Annotated in this window: 15 protein-coding genes and 1 pseudogene; 14 read left to right on the top strand and 2 right to left on the bottom strand. The window is 33.4% G+C overall.

Annotated elements, in window-relative coordinates:
• The first annotated feature begins 16 nt into the window (after nt 1-16).
• The 13 genes from FOF46_RS11210 (at nt 17) to FOF46_RS11160 (ending at nt 20,508) form a co-directional block, all read left to right on the top strand.
• Complete coding sequence (locus FOF46_RS11210; protein WP_143916522.1) at nt 17-2,392, top strand: FtsX-like permease family protein; 2,376 nt, start codon at nt 17-19, stop codon at nt 2,390-2,392.
• Nucleotides 2,393-2,413: 21 nt separating this feature from the next.
• Nucleotides 2,414-4,834, top strand: a complete 2,421-nt coding sequence (locus tag FOF46_RS11205; protein ID WP_143916521.1) for an ABC transporter permease — start codon at nt 2,414-2,416, stop codon at nt 4,832-4,834.
• Nucleotides 4,835-4,862: 28 nt separating this feature from the next.
• Entirely contained in the window at nt 4,863-5,024 is a 162-nt protein-coding gene (locus FOF46_RS31490) for a hypothetical protein (RefSeq protein WP_160114134.1), read from the top strand.
• A gap of 96 nt (nt 5,025-5,120) precedes the next feature.
• Nucleotides 5,121-7,589, top strand: a complete 2,469-nt coding sequence (locus tag FOF46_RS11200) for an ABC transporter permease (protein WP_143916520.1) — start codon at nt 5,121-5,123, stop codon at nt 7,587-7,589.
• Between the two features lie 12 nt (nt 7,590-7,601).
• Nucleotides 7,602-7,979, top strand: a complete 378-nt coding sequence (locus tag FOF46_RS11195; protein ID WP_143916519.1) for an ABC transporter permease — start codon at nt 7,602-7,604, stop codon at nt 7,977-7,979.
• Nucleotides 7,957-9,960: an FtsX-like permease family protein gene (locus tag FOF46_RS11190; protein ID WP_143916518.1), complete on the top strand. Its 2,004-nt coding sequence runs from the start codon at nt 7,957-7,959 to the stop codon at nt 9,958-9,960. The genes FOF46_RS11195 and FOF46_RS11190 overlap by 23 nt, the downstream gene beginning before the upstream one ends.
• Nucleotides 9,961-10,054: 94 nt before the next feature.
• A complete protein-coding gene (locus FOF46_RS11185) occupies nt 10,055-11,533 on the top strand; it encodes an ABC transporter permease (RefSeq protein WP_167571798.1) in 1,479 nt (492 codons plus the stop codon).
• Nucleotides 11,534-11,583: 50 nt separating this feature from the next.
• On the top strand, nt 11,584-12,381 hold the full coding sequence (locus FOF46_RS11180; RefSeq protein ID WP_338120332.1) for an ABC transporter permease: 798 nt from the start codon (nt 11,584-11,586) through the stop codon (nt 12,379-12,381).
• Nucleotides 12,382-12,412: 31 nt separating this feature from the next.
• Nucleotides 12,413-13,828 (top strand): ABC transporter permease, encoded by a 1,416-nt coding sequence (locus FOF46_RS32320; protein ID WP_208746772.1) that lies wholly within the window; start codon nt 12,413-12,415, stop codon nt 13,826-13,828.
• 3 nt (nt 13,829-13,831) lie between these two features.
• Nucleotides 13,832-14,830 (top strand): ABC transporter permease, encoded by a 999-nt coding sequence (locus FOF46_RS32315; protein WP_208746771.1) that lies wholly within the window; start codon nt 13,832-13,834, stop codon nt 14,828-14,830.
• Nucleotides 14,831-14,840: 10 nt separating this feature from the next.
• Nucleotides 14,841-17,348 carry an ABC transporter permease gene (locus FOF46_RS11170; protein ID WP_143916515.1) on the top strand — a complete coding sequence of 836 codons (2,508 nt, stop codon included), beginning with the start codon at nt 14,841-14,843 and terminating at the stop codon, nt 17,346-17,348.
• An 11-nt stretch (nt 17,349-17,359) separates the two neighbouring features.
• On the top strand, nt 17,360-19,765 hold the full coding sequence (locus FOF46_RS11165) for an ABC transporter permease (RefSeq protein ID WP_143916514.1): 2,406 nt from the start codon (nt 17,360-17,362) through the stop codon (nt 19,763-19,765).
• 80 nt (nt 19,766-19,845) lie between these two features.
• Nucleotides 19,846-20,508 (top strand): ABC transporter ATP-binding protein, encoded by a 663-nt coding sequence (locus FOF46_RS11160; protein ID WP_109436001.1) that lies wholly within the window; start codon nt 19,846-19,848, stop codon nt 20,506-20,508.
• A gap of 191 nt (nt 20,509-20,699) precedes the next feature.
• Here the strand turns inward: FOF46_RS11160 and FOF46_RS11155 are convergent, their stop codons facing one another.
• Nucleotides 20,700-22,205, bottom strand: a complete 1,506-nt coding sequence (locus FOF46_RS11155) for a carboxypeptidase-like regulatory domain-containing protein (RefSeq protein WP_167571796.1) — start codon at nt 22,203-22,205, stop codon at nt 20,700-20,702.
• A 217-nt stretch (nt 22,206-22,422) separates the two neighbouring features.
• Here FOF46_RS11155 and FOF46_RS11150 point away from each other — a divergent pair, with 217 nt between their 5' ends.
• On the top strand, nt 22,423-22,875 hold the full coding sequence (locus FOF46_RS11150) for a hypothetical protein (RefSeq protein WP_143916512.1): 453 nt from the start codon (nt 22,423-22,425) through the stop codon (nt 22,873-22,875).
• Here the strand turns inward: FOF46_RS11150 and FOF46_RS32520 are convergent.
• Nucleotides 22,872-22,986 (bottom strand): annotated as a pseudogene (locus FOF46_RS32520) (IS982 family transposase); the annotation flags it as partial. The gene FOF46_RS11150 and the pseudogene FOF46_RS32520 overlap by 4 nt on opposite strands.

Here is a 22,986-nt window from a genome sequence, read left to right as displayed (position 1 = left end):
ATTAAAAATAGATACAATGTTTAAAAGTTATATCAAAATAGCGTGGAGAAGTTTATCAAAAAATAAACTATATACAATTCTAAATATTATGGGTTTAGGATCGGGTATGGCAGCAGCAATTTTGGTTGGGCTTTGGTTGGTAGATGAATTAAGTGCCAATCATTATCATGAGGATTATACCAGAATAGGACTACTTCATAAAAACAGACAATATAATGGAAGTATTTTCACAGAAGTTTCTAATCCAGTTCCATTAGGGCAGGAATTAAAAAATCTTTTTGCTGATGATTTAGAAGAGGTGGTGGTTTCTTCATATGGAGGAGAACGTTCTTTACGAATTGGTGATAAAACTGTAATACGAAGAGGTCTTTTTATGCAAGAAGGAGGTATTGATATACTGGGGTTAAACATAATTCAAGGAACTTTAAAACACCAGTTAGAACCAAATACAATATATCTATCAGAATCTGCAAATAAGGCACTTTTTGGAAATCAATCGGGAGTTGGACAAGTAATTCGCTTGGATGAAAATGTAGATGTCGAAGTTGTTGGTGTTTTTGAAGATTTACCCAAGAACTCAACATATAAAAGCATTTCCTTTTATGGTTCTTTTCAATTGTTTGAAAACCTGGAGTTATGGGTGAAAAATTCAAGAGAAGATTGGGGGAACAATTCTTTTCCAATATATATTAAAATTGCCTCGGGAACTGACATGGATCTAGTGTCAGAAAAAATAAAGAATACCCTATATAATGTTACAAAAGATATATCAACGCCAGAGTTATTACTTCATCCTATGGAAAAATGGCACTTATATCAGGAATTTAAGAATGGAAAAGCAATAGGAACCGGACTTAAAAACGTTCGTCTTTTTGCAATCATCGGAGTATTGATATTGCTTCTGGCAAGTATAAATTTTATGAACCTGAGTACGGCAAGATCTGCAAAAAGAGCAAAAGAAATTGGAGTTAGAAAAGCTATAGGTTCATCAAATCGCCAATTGGTAAAACAGTTTTTGATAGAAACCTATATAATGGTGATTTTATCCGTAGTAATCGCACTGGTCCTAGCACGTTTATTTCTTCCAACCTTTAATACTTTAACAAATGATGTAATACAAATCCCTTGGTTGCATCCAATTTTTATAAGTGCAATTGTTGTTTTTACTCTTGCAATAGGTTTTTTGTCAGGAAGTTACCCTGCTTTGTATCTGTCTTCTTTTAAAGCTGTCAAAGCGCTAAAAGGAACTAAAACATACAGTAAAAAAGAATCTGTTTTAAGAAAAGGATTGGTTGTTACACAATTCGCAATTTCTATAGGCTTAATAATTTGTACAGTTTTTATTTATCAACAGATTGATTTAGGTAAAAATAGGCCTATGGGGTATGATCAGAATAATCTGATCTTTTTTCAAAAAAGATCAAACGAATTGAAAGGACATTTTTTTGCTATGCGAGAAAATCTTTTAAACTCTGGGGGAATTGTAGAAATGTCAGAATCGTCTGGACCTATAACCGAAATGTGGACAATGAATTCTGGCTTTGAATGGGGAGGTAAAAATCCTGAATCAAGAGATAATTTTATCACGTTAAGAGTTACTCCCGAATTTGGAAAAACTACTGCATGGGAAATTTTAAAAGGAAGAGATTTCTCTAGAGATTTTTCAACAGATACAGAAGCCATAATTCTTAATGAATCTGCGGTTGAGTATATGGGATTTGAAAATCCGATAGATCAGATGATTCGATGGGAAGGAGTTAACTATAAAGTTGTAGGAGTTTGTAAAAACCTGGTGATGGAATCACCTTTTGAAAAAGTAAAACCAACAGTTTTTACCATGAGAAAGGCTAATCTACCCTTTGTCACTATGCGAATGAATCCCGATCTATCCGTTTCAGAAAGTAGATCGAGAGTGACCAAAGTACTCCAGGGTTTTAGTCCTAACGGAGAATTTAATATCAAATTCGCTAATGAAGAATTCGGACTTAAATTATGGCGTGAAGAACAAGTAGCCAAGTTAGCTTCTTCTTTATCCATAATGGCCATTTTCATAAGTCTCTTGGGGATTTTTGGACTCTCTTCTTTTATGGCAGAACAACGCAATAAAGAAATTGGAATTAGAAAAATATTAGGAGCTTCTCTCAAAAATATTATTCGGCTTATGACAGCTGATTTTATGGTACTCATGATTTTGGGCTGCATTCTTGCATTTCCTATAGCCTATATTTTTATAGATAATTGGTTATCAAAATATGAATTAAAAATTAATATTTCCTGGATGATTTTTATGATTGTTGGTTTTGCTGCAATCATTATGGTGATGCTTACAGTAGGTATTAGGTCATTTAAAACAGCAAATATGAATCCTATAAAAAGTTTGAGAACAGAATAAAATCATAAAACGACCAGAGATATGTATAATTTATATTTCAAAATAGCAATCAGATATCTTTTAAAGAATAAACGCTATTCTTTTATTAATATTCTGGGCTTAGCTATTGGAGTAGCATCTTTTATTTTGATCATGGTTTATGTGAATTATGAAAATAATTATGACAAGTTTACAGGATCTGAAAATGTGTACAGGGTATACATGGATTATAAAAAAGGAGATCATTTTATACAAGGCGATGCACAGACTTATAATATGGCGGGGCCAACATTTGAAAAAGAATTTCCAGAAGTATTAGACTATACACGGTTTTATAGATTAGACAAAACTACACTTAAAATAAAAGATAAAGTAATAGAAGAAACCAACGGAAATGTAGCTGACCCTTCCTATTTTGAGATATTTAATCAAACATTACTCAAAGGAGATTTAGCTACTGCATTGGTAGAACCTAATAGTATTGTATTGACTGAAACGGTTGCAGCAAAACTCTTTGGTAATGAAGATCCATTGGGAAAGACGATATCTGTTTTTTGGGGAGATCCTACCTTGGCAATGGTTACAGGAATAATGAAAGATATTCCTGAGAATACACATTTTAAGATTAGTTATTTGTTATCCTATACTACCATGAAGGGATGGGAAGCTATTGATGAGAATCAAAAAATACCCAATTGGAATAATAATGTGTTTTATACATATTTAAAACTTAGTCCAAACGCAGATATAATAACTTTACGCAAAAAAATAATCGAAAGTGATTTTGAAGATGATCCCGATGAAAGGCATAATATAGAACCCATCGAGGATATTCATTTATATTCTAATAAACCCTATGAAGCCGAATTAAATGGAAGTGTAGTTAGAGTTAAGTTTTTAACAGCAATCGCCTTTATTATTTTAATACTCTCTTGGCTAAATTATATTAATTTATCTACTACCAAATCATTAGAACGAGCAAAAGAAATAGGGATTAGAAAAGTAGCTGGTGCCCAAAAACAACAACTTATTATTCAATCCTTGTTAGAATCAATTATCCTTAATATGATTGCTATAACAATGGCAATTACAATTGCCATTATTATATTACCACTGTACAACTCGTTTACAGGAAAAGCATTGACTTTTGAACTAGCGAGTTTAATAAATATCCTCCCAATTTTAGGATTCATTCTTCTGGGAATGATGCTTGCAGGCCTATACCCTGCAATGTTACTAAGTAATTATTCTCCTTCAAAAGCATTAAAAGGGAAAATAAGAACTTCGGCTAGTGGATTAAACATTCGTAAAGGGCTAATTATTACACAATTTCTGGCTACCATAGTGTTATTAATTGGAACCATAGTAGTTACAAAGCAGATCAATTATATACAGAAACAGCCTATTGGTTCTGATCTTAATAATATTGTAGCCATACATGGAGAGATTTTAAATAAAAAATCTGATTCCTTGCTAATTCAAGATTTTACTGCACTTAGTAGTGAAATAAGAAAATTATCAATGGTCAAAGATGTGACAACAACTCAAACATATCCTGGAGATGGTTATGAAAATCTATCTTCTTTTATGGGGATTACGCATCCAGATGGCATAGAAGAAGGAAACGTAGTATATTATAATTATAGAGTAGAATCAAACTATTTTGATCTGATGGATATTGAGTTTTTAGCAGGTAGTACTTTTCTTCCAAATAGTAAAAGAAATGATAGAAACCTGGTTATTAATGAAAAATTCGCAAAAGAAGTAGGTATTGCAAACCCTAAAGCAGCAATCAATCAAAAAGTAAAATTTTGGGATGTAGAATGGAATATCATAGGAGTCATCAAAAATTATCATCACTTTGGTTTGAAAACCCCTATGCAGCCTGTAATGATTCGATATGGAAAAACAAGAAACAATCTGTTGGTAAAGTTAGATCCAGAGGTAGCTTCAACAATAGGATATCAAAACTCATTGTCACAGTTGCAAAATGTTTGGGAAGAAGTTTTTCCCGAAAGTACGTTCAATTATACTTTTATTAATAAAAAGTTTCAAGCGCAGTACGAAGAGGATACTAAGTTTAGTGAAGCGTTTAAGGTATTTACCGCGTTGGCCATCTTTATTGCTGCATTAGGCCTGTTCGGGCTTACTTCTTATACCTGTATACAACGAAAAAAAGAAATCGGAATCCGAAAAGTAAACGGAGCCTCGATTTTTAAAATATTAAAACTATTAAATATAGATTTTATCAAGTGGGTGGGGATTGCATTTATTATCGCTGTTCCTATAGCATGGTATGCTATGAATTCATGGTTAGAAAACTTTGCAGTAAAAACTAACATAAGCTGGTGGGTATTTATACTGGCAGGGATTATGGCATTAGGAATTACACTCCTTACAGTGAGCTGGCAAAGTTTTATGGCTGCAAATGGAAACCCTGTGGATGCCTTAAGAGATGAATAACTATTAATAGTCTAAAAATGTTAATACCATGGAAGAGATAAAAGAACAAATAGAGAAAGAAAAAGTAGGGTTAGAACTACGCCTTTTCATTGTTAACAATTTACCTGCTCTTAATGAGATGGAATTACATTCTGTTACATTTTTGATGGAAGAGATTATAAAAACAAAAGATTGTAATGAGCAGTGTTAATTCAAATAAAAACCTTTGTTAATACAGATAATGGCCATTATAGATGCTTTTTGGTTGGATACAGGTTATGTAGAATAAAATAACACAGATAATATTATGAACACACACATATTAAAAGCGATTATTAGAAATGTATGGAAGAAGAAATTCTTGTCATCAACAAAAATTTTAGGGCTAATTGTTGGGTTTACAGTGTTCATTTTTCTTCTTGAAAAAATAAAACATGAAACTAGTTACGATACATTCTGGAAAGATTCTGAATCTATTTATAGAGTAGGTTTAGATTTAAAATATAAGGATGGTGAAGAAGTAAGGTCTGCAAAAAACTTTGGTGGGTCCTCAGAGCTTTTAGAAGCAGAAATACCAGGTGTTGTCGCTCAGTGTAATTTTGGTAGAGATGTGGTAACTATTTTTAATGGTCCTCAACAAAAAATACAAGATGTTGATTTTGTTTGGAGTGACCCTTCTTTTTTCTCAGTTTTTGATCGTAAAATCATCACTGCCGAGACGAATTCTTTACTAGAAAATATTCATGGTATAGCCATTTCACAATCTTTTGCAAAAAAATTATACGGAGAAGAAAGCCCATTAGGAAAGGAACTAACGGTCAATGAAGGGTGGAAATTTGTTGTTGACGCAGTTTTTGAAGATATCCCCAGTAATAGCCACATGAATATTGATGTTGTTGGAACTTTTAAAACACTGTTTTATTATCTTCAAAATTTTGACAATAAAAATCAAGTATTGGTTGACAATCCTGATTATGAATATCAAAGGGCAACTCCATATGAAACAAAACGATGGCAAGCACCGGTACAATATCGATCCTATTGCTATATCAAACTAGACAAAAATACATCAATCAATGCGATAGAAAGTCGATTAGGCGGTTTGCTTGGTAAGGTGGCGCTTCCACAAAAATTAAAGGAGGCTAAAATGAATTTTATATTACAACCTATAGCTGATATCCATTTAAAATCTAAACTTGATCATGAACTATCGGTTAATGGAGAACAAACGCAAGTATTTTTCCTGTCGATAATTATTCTAGTAGTGTTACTTGTATGTCTTATCAATTTTATTAATCTAAATACGATTACAACTCTCGAAAATGCTAAAAACTATTCAATAAGAATACTTAATGGTTCTGGATATAATCAAGTGTTCTACTTAATGTTTGTAGAAACGATATTGTTTAATATTGTTGCTATTATTGTCTCTATACCAATAGCACATTATTTGATCGATTCGCAACTTCCAATTGATGGAATCACATTTTCTACATATGCACTATTAGGAACTATTGGGATAGTTGTTGTGGGTATTGCTTCTATTGTACCGTTTATGTCGGTGATCAAGAACAAGGCTTTCTCGGTAGTTAAAAAAGGTGATCAAAAACTACATCGAAAATGGACAAGTCAAAAAGTAATGGTCACCTTACAATTTTCAATCACCATTGTATTGATGATTTGTACCGTTGGAATTTATAAGCAGATGCAATTTATGATGGATAAGGAATTAGGATTTAATGGTACGCAAACGATATTCAGTTTTACGCCTATGACGATGAATCAACATCCTGATCTTGTGAGTAGACTCTCTACTTTTAAAAACGAGGTATCTGCATTAGGAGGCGTTGCTTCATTTTCGGCGAGTTCATCAATACCAGGTAAAGCGATTACTCGTCTAAATGATCAGGTAAAAGCTGTAGTAGCTGCTAAGCCTTATCCGGTAACCTTTAACCAGATTAGTATTGATGATGGATATTTGGATACTTATGATATTCCCCTAATTGCAGGTAAGAATTTAAACCCCGAAAGCAATTGGAAATCTAGTGGGATATTAATTAATGAAACGGCACTTTCTAAAATGGGCAATATTCAAGCTGATAATGTTATAGGAAATGCTATTACTATTGGCAATAAAAATTATCGAATACAAGGTGTAGTAGAAGATTATCATCATGCTTCACTTCACAAAACTGTACAACCAACTATTTATATCCAGAACCTGGAGTGGGATCATGCTGTTGGGTATTACTCATTTAAATTAAAATCAAATACTATTGCGGGGACTATGGATCAAATAGCCCAAATTTGGAATGAATTGTATCCTAAAGAAGAGTTTATCTTTAATTTCTCTAATACAGTTTTTCAAAACCAATATGCAAAGGATCAGAAATTCAGTCAGATTTTAAATTCCTCTACGATACTTGCCTTATTTATTTCATGTATAGGTTTATTAGGAGTTGCACTATTTAATACCAGGAAACGAGTCAAAGAAATAGGTATTCGAAAAGTAAACGGAGCAAAGGTTAAACAGATCTTATTTACACTTAATAAAGATTTTATAAAATGGGTAACCATTGCTTATGTATTAGCGTGTCCTATTGCTTGGTATGCATTGAATATATGGCTGGAGAATTTTGCTTATAAAACAACTTTGGGGTTATGGGTATATGTTTTGGCTGGTCTAGGGGCGCTAACGATTGCATTGTTGACAGTAAGTTGGCAAAGCTTTATAGCCGCGAGTAGAAATCCTATAGAGGCATTAAGAGACGAATAAAAAAAAGAAATCATGTTTATACAAAGACTGCGATTATTTTTTAGACAAATAAAAAAATCGAAACTCACTTTTTTTATCAATCTTGTTGGTATGATCAGTGGACTAACATGCGTATTGTTTATCTACTTATGGGTAAGTGATGAGCTAAATGTTGACAAATTTCATGAAAAGGACGGTCAACTTGTTCAAATCATGCAGAAACAAATAGATACCGATCAAAAAATAGTATACCCAAATCAGTCTGCTTATTTAGCGGATGCACTAAAGGAAGATATTCCCGAAGTCGAAATGGCGGTTCGAACGATCAATGGACTTTATAAAAACACACTTTCAAATGCTGATATTGCATTAAAAGCAGAAGGACTTTATGCAGATCATGGTTTTTTTTGATATGTTCAGTTTTTCACTGATTCAGGGTACTGAAAAAGAAGCATTAGAAGGAACAAATAACATGGTAATTTCTAGAGATTTGGCCACTAGTTTATTTGGTTCTGTAGATAATAGTATTGGTAAATCAATTAGCTTTAATAAAGATGAAACTTTTAAGGTATCAGCTGTTTTTGAGAATATTACTAGTGCGTCTACTTTACAGTTTGATTTTGTATTACCTTTTGATGTTCTGTTTAGGCATTATCCATACCTGTATAAAGACTGGAATTATAACTATGCAAGGACATTTGTGCTTTTAACACCAGAAACTACATTACAACAGCTCAATACAAAAATTGAAAAATATCTTACTACAAGGATAGAAGATAGTACAAATCTTTTGCTAGCCAGACCTTTTTCAGAGGGATATTTATATGGCAAATATGAAGATGGAGTTCAAACTGGAGGGCGTATTGATTATGTTCGTCTATTTTTCGTTATTGGTTTTTTTATTCTGTTTATAGCTTGTATTAATTTTATGAATTTGTCCACAGCTCATGCCTCATTACGTACTAAGGAAATCGGACTAAGAAAAGCTTTAGGAGGTAAAAGAAAATCTCTTGTTTTTCAGTTTTTATGGGAATCTACTTTTTTGGTTTCAATTGCTCTTATTGTATCAATAGTACTTGTGATTGTTTTGTTACCATTTTTTAATGAGCTTACTAATAAAACGATGGTATTTAGGATGACAAAAGAAATGGTGTTGTTTCTCATTGGAGTTAACTTAGTGACGGGTTTAGTAGCAGGAATGTATCCGGCATTTTATATATCCGGATTTAACATCGTACAGGCTTTAACGGGTAAGCTTAAAACCACATTTAGTGAGTTTTGGGTACGAAAAGGTTTAGTAGTATTTCAATTTTCAATATCTGTTATTTTAATTATAGGTGTACTGATTATTTATAAACAGATAAGCTTGATGCAAAATACAAATCAAGGTTTTGACCGCGAAAATATTGTCTATTTTTCGTTAGAAGGAACTCTAGAAAACAATCCAAAAACTTTTCTTGAAGAAGTCAAAAATCTTGCAGGAGTAAAAAATGCATCGATTGCTAACTCTGGTTTTTTTGGCGGTCATGGAGGCACTTCAGGTATTACATGGGAAGGAAAAAATGAAGAAGACAACACGCAAATGAGTTATTTGGTTACAGACTATGATATGATTGAACTTATGGGGATGGAAATTCTAGAAGGAAGGTCATTTTCAAGAGATTTTGGATCAGATAGTACAAAGATCATATTCAATGAAGCTGCAATCAAAAAAATGGGGCTAAAAGATCCTATTGGAGCAAAAATAACATTGTGGGACACGCCTATGGAGATAGTAGGAGTGGTTAAGAATTTTCATTTCGAATCACTTCAGGAAGAATTAAAACCAATCTTTATGTACATGCAACCCCAAAGACTTAATACTGTAATGCTAAAATTAGAAAAAGGTGATTTAGCTAAGACAATCGATGAATTAACCAGATTTTATGAAAAATACAATCCTGGATTTCCTTTAGAATATAAATTTTTAGATGCTGACTTTCAAAAATTATATAAGGCAGAACGTATGGTGTTGTCATTATCAAAATACTTTGCAGGTCTCGCCATTATAATATCTTGTTTGGGACTTTTTGGCCTGGCTATTTTTACTGCTCAACGAAGACGAAAAGAAATTAGTATTAGAAAGGTACTAGGGCAAAGTACTTCTCAAGTGACCATGATGCTATCTGGTGAATTTGCAAAATTAGTCTTAATAGCAATTAGTATTGCACTTCCTGTCGCATATCTATTAGCTAGTGATTGGCTTTCGGGTTTTGCATATAAAATTCCCTTGAAAATTTGGTACTTCTTTGTGGCTGGCTTTGTGGCCTTGTTGGTAGCTATGCTTACTGTAGGGGCACAGGCAATAGGTGCAGCAAATAAAAATCCAATAGATGGATTAAGAGACGAATAAATTTCATCAACGATTCAATCAAAGACAAACAATTATGTTTAAACACAATGTAAAATTATTTCTCAGAACTATAAAGAGGTACAAAACCACATTTATGATTAATGTTATAGGACTATCTTCGGGATTGGCCTGTGTGTTTTTAATAGCTCTTTGGGTATTAGATGAGGTTCAAGTAGATAAATTTCATGAAAATGATGAATACCTGTATCAGGTATGGAATAAGTTTGAAAGCCGCGAAGGTCCTAGAGTCCTTAATTGGACTCCAAGTATTTTGGCAGAAACAATGGCCGATAAATTACCCGAAGTAAAATATGCAGCATCCCAAACAGTGCCTGCACAATTTGCTAAAACACCACTTCGAGTAAATAACAAAATTATAAAAACTGCTGGTGTATTTGCTGGCAAAGACTATTTTAATATATTTTCTTATCCTTTGATAGAAGGAAATAAAAATCAGGTACTAGAGGAAATTAATTCGATTGTGATTTCAGAATCTCTGGCAAATCAACTTTTTGGATCTCCAAAAGAAGTAGTAGGAAAAGTAATCGAATGGGATGCAATGGGCATGCTAGGAAAACATCAAGTGAGTGGTGTTTTTAAAGATATTCCTACTAATTCAACAACTCATTTCGATTTTATATTACCATTAGCGGCATATAAAAAAGGAATTATACATAATGGCGGAAAAAATGATTGGGTTAATAATAACCCGATAACGTATATTTTACTAAATGAAGGAACGAATGTACAGGAATTTGCTGCTAAAATAGAAAACTTCTCGAAGCTACAAGACGAAGATGTTGAAGCAGATCTTATAATCACCAAATACTCATCTAATTATCTGTACAGTAATTTTGAAAATGGGAAACAAACTTCTGGACGCATGAATTATGTATACTTATTTTCCTGTATTGCATTATTTATTTTGACCATTGCTTGTATCAATTTCATGAATCTTTCTACAGCTAATGCATCAAGACGTTTAAAAGAAATAGGGGTTAAAAAAGCATTGGGATCCAAAAGAACTACGCTTATTACACAGTATTTTGGAGAATCGGTAATGACTGCGTTTATTTCTCTATTATTTGCGCTTTTAGTAGTGTTTCTTTTTATCCCACAATTTAATGTAATTACTGGTAAAACATTATCCTTAAGTTTTGAACCTTTGACTTTTGGTTTACTATTATTGATTGCTTTTTTTACTGGGGTATTGGCAGGAAGTTATCCTGCATTACATCTTTCTCGTTTTAAACCGGTAACCATTTTAAGAGGTCAATTAAAAAATTCTTGGGGAGAGGTTTGGGTCAGAAAAGGGTTAGTGATATTTCAATTTTCATTATCAATTATTTTAATTATAGCAGTGTTATTAGTTTCTCAACAAGTGGATTATGTACGGTCCAAAAACTTGGGAATGGATAAGGACAATGTTGTTTATTTTAGTCAGGAGGGTCACTTAAGACAAAATGCTGAGGCATTTTTAAAAGAATTAAAAACGTTTCCAAACATAGTTAATGCTGCTATGACCAGTCAAAATATCATAGGAACAAACATTAATACAACCGGGGGGGGGTAGTTTGGACAGGTAACGAAGAAGAACGTCAATCCCGTTTTAAAACACTTCGTATAGGTCATGATTTTATAGAGACCATGGATATGAAAGTTAAAGAAGGTAGATCCTTTTCTCGGCAGTTTCCCGCAGACAGTGCTGCAATAGTTTTTAATGAAACCGCCATAAAGATGATGGGGATCAAAAATCCAATTGGAAAAATAATTCGTTACGGATCTACTCAATATACGATTATAGGAATCTTAAAAGACTTTCATTTTCAATCTTTTCGAGAAACTGTACGTCCCATGTTTTTTAGATTAAATGGTAATAGATCCAATTTAGAATTTGTAGTTCGAATTGCTAGTGGAACAGAAAAAGAAACACTTACGATGCTTGCAGATGCATATGCCAAATTTAATCCTGGGTATGTATTTGAATATAGTTTCTTAGACACAGATTTTCAGGCACAGTATGCAGCAGAACAACGTGTAGCTTCCTTATCAAAGTATTTTGCGGGCCTAGCTATTTTAATCTCTTGTCTAGGTTTGTTTGGTTTAGCGATGTATACAGCAGAGCGAAGACGAAAAGAGATTAGTATTAGAAAAGTACTGGGACAAAGTGTTTCTCAGGTTACAATTATGTTATCTGGCGAATTTGCGAAGTTAGTATTGATAGCTATAGGTATTGCAATACCCATAGCATATCTATTGGCAGGTAATTGGTTATCAGGTTTTGCATATAGAATCCCTTTAAAAATATGGTATTTCATAGGTGCAGGTTGTATAGCCTTATTTGTTGCTTTGCTCACGATTGGATCACAAGCAATAGGTGCAGCAAATAAAAACCCTGTTGATGGATTAAAAGAAGAATAAGGAGAATCAGAATATCAAAAAACAAAAAGTTATGTTTAAAAATTATATCAAAATAGCCTGGAGGAACTTATTAAAAAACAAGTTTTTTTCACTCATCAATATCTTTGGGTTAGCAGTAGGATTGGCTACATGTTTTCTTTTGATGTTATATGTATTTAGTGAAACAAGTTATGATAAGCATCATAAGGATATAAATCAGATATATCGCATAGCTCTAGAAGCTGATGGAGAAAAATGGGCTGCAGGTCCTGCACCATTAGCCCAAGGTTTGGCCTCTGATTTCCCTGAAATTGAAGAGGCAACACGTATCCTTAATTTTCCGACAACAGATAAAATGCTTTTAAAAGATGGGAGTACTAATATTAAATTTTATGAAACCAATGGGTATTATGTAGATTCTACTTTTTTTAAAGTATTCACATATGATTTTTCTTACGGAGATCTAAAAACGGCACTCAATCAACCTAATACCGTAGTGATTTCTGAAGCTATTGCCCATAAATTATATGGTAATGCAAATCCAATTGATAAAGTAATTAATATTGAAATCCCCTACGGAAAATACAATTACACCGTTAAAGGAGTTTTTAAAAACAATAGCACTAAGTCGCATATTAATGCAAACCTTTTTCTCTCTATGCAAAACACAGATATAGGAGAGTGGGTAGGTCAACAAACCAACTGGGCATACAATAATATTTTTCATACGTATATCAAACTTGGAAAAGGAACGAACACTGTTGCTTTTGAAGAAAAGCTACCTGCTTTTCTGGAACGTAATGCTGCTGTTGATTTTAAGGAAATGAACCTTTCTAAACAACTATTTCTGCAGCCGGTAAAAGATATTTACCTAAAATCTGACATAGGTAATGAACTTTCTGTAAATGGTAACATGACATACCTGTATATTTTTGGTTCTATAGCAGCTTTCTTATTGCTGATTGCATGTATTAATTTCATGAATCTTTCTACAGCGCGTTCAGAAAAAAGAGCAAAAGAAGTAGGAGTACGCAAAGTAATGGGAGCACATAAACAATCATTGATATTTCAGTATTTGGGAGAATCTTTGATGATGTCTGTATTGGCGTTAGGCCTTTCTGTGGTGATTGTAGTATTATTTTTACCAATTTTTAATAAGTTTTCACAGAAAGAGCTTGTCTTTTTAGAGAGCCCGCAACTCATATTCTGGGGTATTGGCCTTACACTTTTTACAGGCCTTCTTTCGGGATTGTACCCTGCATTTTACTTGTCTTCTTTTAAGATAACAACCGTATTAAAAGGAAAATTGGTCAATAGCTTTTCTGCAACTTTTATTCGCAAAGGATTGGTCGTTTTTCAATTCGCAATATCGGTATGCTTAATTTTAGTAGCGGTTGTCATCGCAAAACAATTAGATTTTATTAAGAACCAAGACCTTGGGTTTAAAAAAGATCAACAAATTATATAACCCTTGCGAAGCACGACTGCAGTAGATAATTACAATGCTTTCAAAAATGAAATGCTTAAGAACCCAAAAGTAGCTTCGGTTTCTGCGGGATCTACTTATCCGGGTTTTGACCTGGTACAGGATATGTTCATCTATGCTGAAGATAAATCCTTGGATGATAAAGTCGAAATTCATTATGCCCAGGCCAATGAAGATTATATCAAAACATTGGGGTATACATTAATAAAAGGTAGGCTTTTATCTACAAATCCAGAAGCAGATCTTGATGGAGTAGTACTTAATGAAACTGCTATTAAACAACTAGGATATGATGCTAATAATGCCATAGGAAAAAAAGTACATTACGAATTTGATAATCAGCAGCAGTCATTACAAATTGTTGGTGTAATTAAAGATTTTCATTCACGTAGCTTCCATAAAAGCATTTTGCCTTATGCTATACGAAAATTTGATAAGGGTAATCAGCCCAATTATTTTATTGTAAATATTAAAGAAGGGCAATTTGATAATGCATTGTCTAGTGTGAAAGGAGTTTGGGAAAAAATAAATCCTGAAGTTCCATTTCAATATTCTTTTTTAGATCAGGATTTCCAAAGAAATTATGAACGAGAACAACGTATGTCTAATGTAATTATGTGTTTTACATTCATTGCCATTTTTATAGCGTGTCTGGGATTATTAGGATTGGCTTCGTTTACAACAGAACAACGAAAAAAAGAAGTCGGAATACGTAGGGTTCTTGGGGCGTCTGTATTAGGAATTACCACGTTACTGTCTAAGGATTTTTTAAAGTTGGTAGTTATCGCTATTCTTTTTGCAAGTCCGATTTCATATTATCTCGGGAGCAGATGGCTAGAAGGTTTTGCATATCATATTAATATTAGTTGGGGATTATTTGTTATTGCTGGTGGAGTAGCATTAGGTATTGCTTTTGCAACGGTAAGTTTTCAGGTTATAAAAGCAGCTGTATCTAACCCTGTTAAAAGTTTACGAACAGAATAAAAGGAAAATTATGATTAAGAATTATATCAAAATAGCCTGGAGAAATGCCATTCGACAAAAACAATTTACAATTCTAAATATATTAGGACTTAGCATCGGTATTGCAACTTGTTTTATTATTGGCTTATATGTTCATAGCGAAATGACGTATGATACCTTTCATGAAAAAGCAGATCGTATATACAGAGTGAATCAACCCAATATTTGGGGAGATTGGGACGAAATGGTTTCTAGCACAGGACCTAATGTAGCTACCGCACTAAGAGCAGATGCACCAGAGTTTGAAGAAGTAACAAGACTTTTGAGTACCGGAAGACAAACAATTCGTGCTAACCATAATAATAAAGTTAATTTCTATAATGAAAGCCGTTACTTTGCCGCCGAAGAGAATGTTTTTGATGTATTTTCCTTTCAGTTTCTTCAGGGAGATCCCAAAACAGCACTTAGTGAGCCTCTTACTATGGTGATGACCAAAGAAACAGCAGAACGTTATTTTGGTGATGATGACCCTATGGGAAAAACATTGGAGGTTAAGGATTATGATGGTTCCTGGAAAACATATACTGTACAAGGTATTATTGCTGAGGTTCCTTATAAATCGCACCTTCAGTTTGATATGATCGTTTCTTTAAAAAGCTATTCAGAAATGATGGATGCTAATGGATGGAAATGGATATGGACAGCATTTGCAACCTATGGTCTGGTAAAAGAAGGAACCGATATGAAGGCATTTACTGATAAAATTCAGGCAATACCCCCAAAATGGGCTCCACCAACAACCGAACGTATTTTTAACCAGACATTTGATGAGTTTACAGCTGGGCATGCCTGGACATTAGATCTTCAACCACTTAGAGAGATATACTTATCAGAATCTCCTAATTTTAATGTTTTTGGACCTTCTGGTAATCCTATGTTTGTGAACATATTTGGAGCTATTGGTATTCTGGTACTTATTTTATCCAGTATTAATTTCATGAACCTTTCTACAGCGCGATCCTCCAAAAGAGCAAAGGAGATAGGAGTAAGAAAAGTTCTGGGATCAAAACGAAAAGCATTGATCAAACAGTTTGTATTAGAATCAACACTTTTTGTATTGGCAGGTACGATTATCGCTTTGGTATTAGTACAAGTATCCTTACATACATTTAACGATATTGCAGAGGTACAACTAGCATTAATTCCGTACCTCATCAATCCCATATTTTTGGGAATCGTGGTACTATTTATATTAGGCTTAGGTCTTATATCTGGAAGTTATCCGGCTTTTTATCTTTCTATGTTTGAACCTGTAGAAACACTAAAAGGAAAAATCAGTAATAAGTTTAGAGGAAAAGGAATTAGAAACGGACTAGTGGTATTTCAATTTACCATTTCTATTGCATTGGTTATTTGTACACTATTTGTTCAAAAACAATTATCATATACTTCTACTCTTGATATAGGATTTGAAAAGGATAATATTTTGCAGATTCATAATATAGAACAGATGGGATTTGACACAGAATCACTTAAAGCAAAATTTGCATCAAACTCCGCATTTTCTAAAGTTGGTAAATCTTTTGGGATACCTCCAAACATATGGTCCGGAGATCGATACAAAGCTCTGGGACCCGAAAATGATGTGGTTCAGCTTAGAAATGTAAGAGCAGAAGAGGACTATCTTGATGTATTGGGAGTAGAATTTGTTGCAGGAGGTAATTTTGATTCCTCTCGACCTAATGATAAGTATAAAGTGATACTCAATGAGAAGGCAGTTAAAACATTAGGCTGGGGCTCAAAAGAAATGTATGCTTCAGACTCTCCAATCGGAAAAATAGTGGCTCTTGCTTCTGGAAGCGAAGATGAATTTGAAGTTTTGGGAGTAGTAAAGGATTTTAATTTTAATAGTGTACATCAGGAAATAGGACCATTGGTTATTATCCACCATCAAAATGATAAAGTTTGGGATTATGGAGGAGGATTGTCTTTTTACTCCATGAAACTCAATCCAGAATTGGTGAAGAGTGCAACTGACCTGCAAGCTTTGGTAGAAAATGTAAAAGATGAGATTGCGCAGATGGATCCATCAGTACCTTTTGAGTATAGTTTTATGGATCAGGAATTTGAAAACACCTTCGAGTCAGAACAACGAATGGGAGTTGTACTAAATATATTCACTCTTATGGCGCTTATTATTGCATGTCTTGGATTATTTGGTTTGGCTGCCTTTACAGCAGAACAGCGGGTAAAAGAATTAAGTATTAGAAAAGTATTGGGAGCCAAAGTATCAGAATTAGCAGTATTATTTTCATCAGAATTTGCCAAACTTATAGGAGTTTCGATTCTGTTAGCTTCACCTCTTGCTTATTTTCTGGTTGATGAATGGCTTAAAGGATTTGCCTATAGAACCCCGATCGATATATGGGTATTTATATTGGCTGCACTATGTGCGGTGATTATTACATTGCTAACTGTTGGATTTCAAACAGTTAAAGCAGCATCATCTAATCCAATACATAATTTACGAACCGAGTAAAAGAAAACGTGATGATTAAAAACTATATCAAAATAGCCTGGAGAAATCTTTTGAAAAATAAAGTGAATACTGCTATTAATATCTTTGGATTGTCCATAGGGATTAGTACTTGTATGGTCATATTGATTTTTGTGAGGTATGAATCTAGTTTTGATCACTATCACGAAAAAGCAGAAAACACGTATCGGGTAGTTCAACATAATCAATTACCCGATCAGACGTTATATTGGAATACTACGGCATACCCCTTAGCATCGGCATTGCGTAATGATTTTCCCGAAATTGATATGGTTACTCAGACTGCTGGACCAGTAAGTCGCGAGTTTAGTATTGAAGACGAAGAAAGAGACTTAATACGATTCGAGGAATCTCATGTATTGTTTGCAGACCCTTTCTTTCTTAAAACATTTGATATCGAATGGATTGCAGGAGATTTCAATACTGCACTTTCAGATATCAATTCGATTATATTGACAGAAGAATTGGCAAACAAGTATTTTCCCGAACATAACGAGAATTATCAATCGATTATGGGCAAAACCATAGCTCTACAAAGTAAAGATCCACTTAAAGTTACTGGTGTTATAAAAAGTGCTCCCGGAAACTCTAATCAGCGATACAACATATTGATTCCGTATGAATTCTTTAAAATTAATAACCCCTATTTCTCAGGAAATTGGTCTGGAAATTACCAGGGAACGACCTATGTAGTTTTACAAAATGAAGAATTGAGGAAACCTCTAGAGGCTAAAATTGCTAGCTGGAAGAAAAAATACCTAAAACCAGAAGATGATAAACGCATTTCATATTTTCTCCAACCATTAACAGAAATTCATAACGAAACATTATATGGCAGTAGCCCTGGCGGATATATTTTGCCGTCAAAAGTTCTCTTTACGGCTTCGATTGTAGCCTTATTTATTTTGGTCATTGCTATTGTGAATTTTATCAATCTACTTACTGCACAATCGATATCTAGATCAAAAGAAGTAGGTATTCGCAAAGTCTTAGGGAGTAAAAGAAGAGATTTAATACGTCAGTTCATCTTTGAAAATAGTATCATTATTATAGGGACATTATGTATTTCTGTTGCTATTGTGAGTGCCTTACTACATCAGTTAAATACTAATTTATCTATTATTGATTTGAAGCTTCAGTTTGCCTGGAGTCATATAGGTTTGATTCTACTCATCGGTTGTTTTACCATTCTTCTGGCAGCTATTTATCCTGCTATCGTTCTTTCTGCATATAGACCAATACAAGCATTAAAAAATAGAATTCAGCTACGCGGAACGGGAAATTTTAATCTACGTAGATCATTAATTGTATTTCAGTTTGTTATTGTTCAGCTTTTTGTCATTGCAGCGATAGTTGTGGCTTTACAGATGAATTATTTTAAGAATGAATCTATGGGGTTTTCATCAAATGCTGTAGTGATGACACCAACACCAGAGTTTTCAAAATTGGAAGTGTTTAGAAACGTACTGTTAGAAAACAATAACATTTCTAAAGTTAGTTTTGGTTCTGGTCCTCCTATGGCAGTTCATGGCTTTCAGTTAGGAACAAGTTTTCGTCGTCCAGAACAGACAGTAGAGGAATCTTTGGATGCTGAGATGAAAATAGGAGATGTTAATTATCTGGATTTTTATGATTTAGAACTCCTGGCCGGAAGAAATTTTACTTCCAATAAAGAAACCTTTGATGAATTTATTGTGAATGAAACCTTACTGAAATCCTATAACTGGACGCCAGAAGAGGCGATCGGAAAGAAAATTCAGATTAATGAAGGTCAAGCCACTATTGTTGGAGTAGTAAAAGACTATCATAATAATTCCTTTCAGTATGAGATTACTCCATGTATTATTTTAAATTGGGAGTATTATCAAAACCAGGCATTTATCAAAATTGGAAATCAGAATTATGAATCCCTTGCGATGATTAAGGAGGTATGGGAAGATACGTTTACTTCTTCGATATATCGATATGATTTCTTAGACGATGCTATCGAAAAAGAATATGTTCTGGAGCGATTGGTGTTTAATGGATTTACCATTTTTTCTATTCTCGCCATATGCATAGGGTGTCTTGGTCTTTTTGGCTTGATGTCGTTTATTACTTCAAGAAAAACCAAAGAGATTGGAATTCGAAAGGTGATGGGAGCCAGCATCTTGCAAATTCTTTCTTTTTTTACAAAGGAGTTTATGCGCTTAGTCGCTTTGGCATTTATCATTGCCGTTCCTGTTGTATATTATCTTATGAATTTATGGCTTGAAGGGTTTACGTATCGTATTGATATATCGATTTGGATGCTTTTAAGTGGCGGACTAATCACTTTTATAATTTCAGTAATAACCTGTAGTTTTCAGTCCATAAAAGCAGCGTTGGCAAATCCGATTCATGCGCTTAGAGAAGAATAAAAACAATACATCGATTCTTATAAATTGTATGTAAAATCAAATGATATAAATATTAATTTTAAAAAATAAAACAAATACAGATGCTATTAAATTTAAAGAATATTTCGAAGTGGGTACATTCTGGAGGACAGAAGGTTTTCTTATTAAAAGATATTAATTTTTGGGTTAATGAAGGAGATTTTATCTCTATTATGGGACCTTCTGGATCAGGAAAATCAACTTTACTAAATGTAATTGGAATGTTGGATGATTTTAATGAGGGAGAATATACATTTTTGGATGAATCTGTTCATACGCTCAAAGAGAAACACCGCGCCAACTTATATAAGCAATATGTAGGATTTGTTTTTCAGGCATACCACTTAATTGATGAATTAACGGTCAAGGAAAACCTGGAAATGCCATTATTATACAAAAAACACAGTGCTTCTGAGCGAAAATCACTCGTTGGAGATATGCTAGATCGTTTTAATATTGTGGGTAAAAAAGACCTTTTTCCTGCTCAGTTAAGTGGTGGGCAACAGCAATTGGTAGGAGTAGCCAGAGCACTTATTGCGAGTCCAAAACTTATCCTTGCCGATGAACCTACCGGGAACTTGAATTCTAAACAAGGGGAAGAAATTATGGAGATCTTTACACAACTTAATAAAGAAGGTGTAACTATTATACAGGTAACACATTCTGAAAAAAATATGGCCTATGGATCGAGAGTGATTAATTTGTTGGATGGGAGTATTGTTTAGGTATTGTTGCATCTCGATAGTCCTGCTGAGTTTATCGAAGTGTAGTTAAAAGAGTCATATAGATCCCAGCTTACGCTGGGACGACAACTTAATAATCATTATTTTAAACATTTTAGTTTTGTCATTCCGGACTTGATCCGGAATCTATTATAATTGTCTTTCTAATCTAAACTGGGATGACAATAATACAATCATTCACTCTCTGGGGCTACGGTAAACTGTTTTATAGCAGCATTAGGCTCAATGATATTATACCCCTTCCAGAATTCTGGATTGTATCTTGATAGGTATTCAGGTCTGATTGACTTGTTTTCTATGCTACCATTATAATCGGTTTCGGTTAAGGATTTAGAATCAAAAACTACTATTTCATATTTAGAAACATTACCAATACCGGCATCGATCTCCAGAGATAATTCATTTTGTTTGCGTTTTCCCTTAACGTGTTTGTTCTTTTCGATTACTTTTAGCGGTCGATCCACACCAAAAAGATTACCCTTTATTTTTTCGAGGTACTTTACCGTGTATTTATTATCCTGTCCTTTAGTAAAAATTGTTGTTCCTTTATAAAGGTTTTCCTGGTAGCTAAGTCCAAGCAGTCTAAAATTGCGTAAGTTTTTTACATTAGTATAATCAACACGCATGATGGCAAAGTCTTCGGTATTTACATATATAGTCCCCTTAAAATCTTCTCTTCTTTTAGGCGAAAAATTGATGATGTATACGCTACTGTCATCCATATAGGTGTAATCAATCAACTCAAACTCATATCGTCCTGATTTACTGATAAAATTTACTGTGGGATCTTCCTGAAAGAACATATTTTTAAAAAGCCCTTCTATTGCCATTCTTCTATATTTAAGAAACTCACTTTTTTCCTCTTTTTTATCATTGATCTCATCTTTGGCTGCTTTGGCCTCTTCACTCTGTTCGAGGATAGAATCTACTTGTACTTTGGTGCCAAATAATCCCGATTTAATTTTTAGATAAGAATCAGGTTTTACATTGTCTTTAAAGATTTTTTCTAACTTTTCTGACATTGCTTCCATAGAACCCGAATTATTTTTGTCGTATAATTCTGCAGCTTTAATGATATTGATTTTTCGTTTTTCGACACTACCATAATAATCACAGAGGGTCTCTATATAATATTCTGATTTTCTTGGGATAATAGTAATCACGCTATCGATAAATTCTTCATTAAGTTCTTCGATGGTAGATTTTTTAAACTCCACATCCAGTTTCTTCATGGTATTAAACTCAGATTGTCTAAAAAACAAGCGTTTTTGCGTCATATCAAAATGATAATTCTGTGCCAATCGTTCCTCGACCTTATCCATGATTTCGTCTATAGTATAATTCTTGTTAGACAGGTATACACTTTTTAACTCTATCGCCTTGGGTTGGATATAAATGATACTATCTATTGCGGGCTGTACTGCAATACCTATTTTTTCATATCCCATAGAAGAGATATAGATAGAATCTGCAGAGGCATTTGCCTGATCCATATGTATCGTAAACCTTCCTTCTTCATTGGTAATGACCCCATCATTTTCTGATATCTGGATCGTGGCAAATGGTATAGGCTGGTTGGTTTTTTTATCTACCACTTTAGAAGTAATTGTTTGTGCAGAGCCTATAGTACCCACAAGGCCAATTAAAAATGAAAAGATGATGGTTTTATTATATATCATTATGATGAAGTTTATATCAAACAAGTTTCTATACCTATAGACAATATTTAGACGCAAATAGTTGCCTGACATGTCAAATAAATAGTGATTTTGATACTATAACAGGAAGACTATATTAAGAAAGAATTGTTACAAGGGGGGAATCTCGTCCTAAAAAAAGTGTACAATAGAAATAACAAGAGCACCAGTATTCAGGCGAATTTAGTAGCTTAGTAAAATGAAGCTTAGGTCCTGGCATATTAATTTTTCTTTATTGGTAATAACTCTATTATTATCTAATGCAATATATAGCCAAAAACAACAAGATAGTCTGACTCAATACTATAAACTAAGTAAAGCAGATTCTTTACCAATCCCTATACGATTAGAGTATATAAATTCTTTTTTAAAAGGGGCTTATTTATCTCAAAAAGACTCTTTAATTTACAACGGGTTGATGTGGAAAACATGGTTATTGGGTAAGGATAATCGGTATGATAGTGCCATTATATATACACGTCAATTATATGATCTGGCAATAGAAAAAAAAGATACATTGTATATGCAAAAGGCATTGCTAAAATTTGGAATATACCATAAAAGAAACAATCAATTAGCAACATCTTTTAAATATTATAATGAAAATTTTAAACTGTCAAAAATAACTAAAGACAACCCGTTGTGCATTTAGTTAATATTAATTTTTAGGTTGTTTATATTTCTGTTGAATTCAAACCTATTGATATATTGAATAATGGTCATTGCTGTGATCTTTGATAAGATTCTATTTTTAAATCCCTCA

It is taken from the genome of Aquimarina algiphila (genome assembly GCF_007489275.1).
Lineage (GTDB): Bacteria > Bacteroidota > Bacteroidia > Flavobacteriales > Flavobacteriaceae > Aquimarina > Aquimarina algiphila.
The sequence above is the reverse complement of the archived record's forward strand: the minus strand, read 5'-3'. Positions and strand labels throughout refer to the sequence as shown.

Coding starts and splice junctions, on each gene's coding strand:
- FOF46_RS11210 (WP_143916522.1), top strand. CDS start 17: ATGTTTAAAAGTTATATCAAAATAGCGTGGAGAAGTTTATCAAAAAAT.
- FOF46_RS11205 (WP_143916521.1), top strand. CDS start 2,414: ATGTATAATTTATATTTCAAAATAGCAATCAGATATCTTTTAAAGAAT.
- FOF46_RS31490 (WP_160114134.1), top strand. CDS start 4,863: ATGGAAGAGATAAAAGAACAAATAGAGAAAGAAAAAGTAGGGTTAGAA.
- FOF46_RS11200 (WP_143916520.1), top strand. CDS start 5,121: ATGAACACACACATATTAAAAGCGATTATTAGAAATGTATGGAAGAAG.
- FOF46_RS11195 (WP_143916519.1), top strand. CDS start 7,602: ATGTTTATACAAAGACTGCGATTATTTTTTAGACAAATAAAAAAATCG.
- FOF46_RS11190 (WP_143916518.1), top strand. CDS start 7,957: ATGCAGATCATGGTTTTTTTTGATATGTTCAGTTTTTCACTGATTCAG.
- FOF46_RS11185 (WP_167571798.1), top strand. CDS start 10,055: ATGATTAATGTTATAGGACTATCTTCGGGATTGGCCTGTGTGTTTTTA.
- FOF46_RS32320 (WP_208746772.1), top strand. CDS start 12,413: ATGTTTAAAAATTATATCAAAATAGCCTGGAGGAACTTATTAAAAAAC.
- FOF46_RS11170 (WP_143916515.1), top strand. CDS start 14,841: ATGATTAAGAATTATATCAAAATAGCCTGGAGAAATGCCATTCGACAA.
- FOF46_RS11165 (WP_143916514.1), top strand. CDS start 17,360: ATGATTAAAAACTATATCAAAATAGCCTGGAGAAATCTTTTGAAAAAT.
- FOF46_RS11160 (WP_109436001.1), top strand. CDS start 19,846: ATGCTATTAAATTTAAAGAATATTTCGAAGTGGGTACATTCTGGAGGA.
- FOF46_RS11155 (WP_167571796.1), bottom strand. CDS start 22,205: ATGATATATAATAAAACCATCATCTTTTCATTTTTAATTGGCCTTGTG.
- FOF46_RS11150 (WP_143916512.1), top strand. CDS start 22,423: ATGAAGCTTAGGTCCTGGCATATTAATTTTTCTTTATTGGTAATAACT.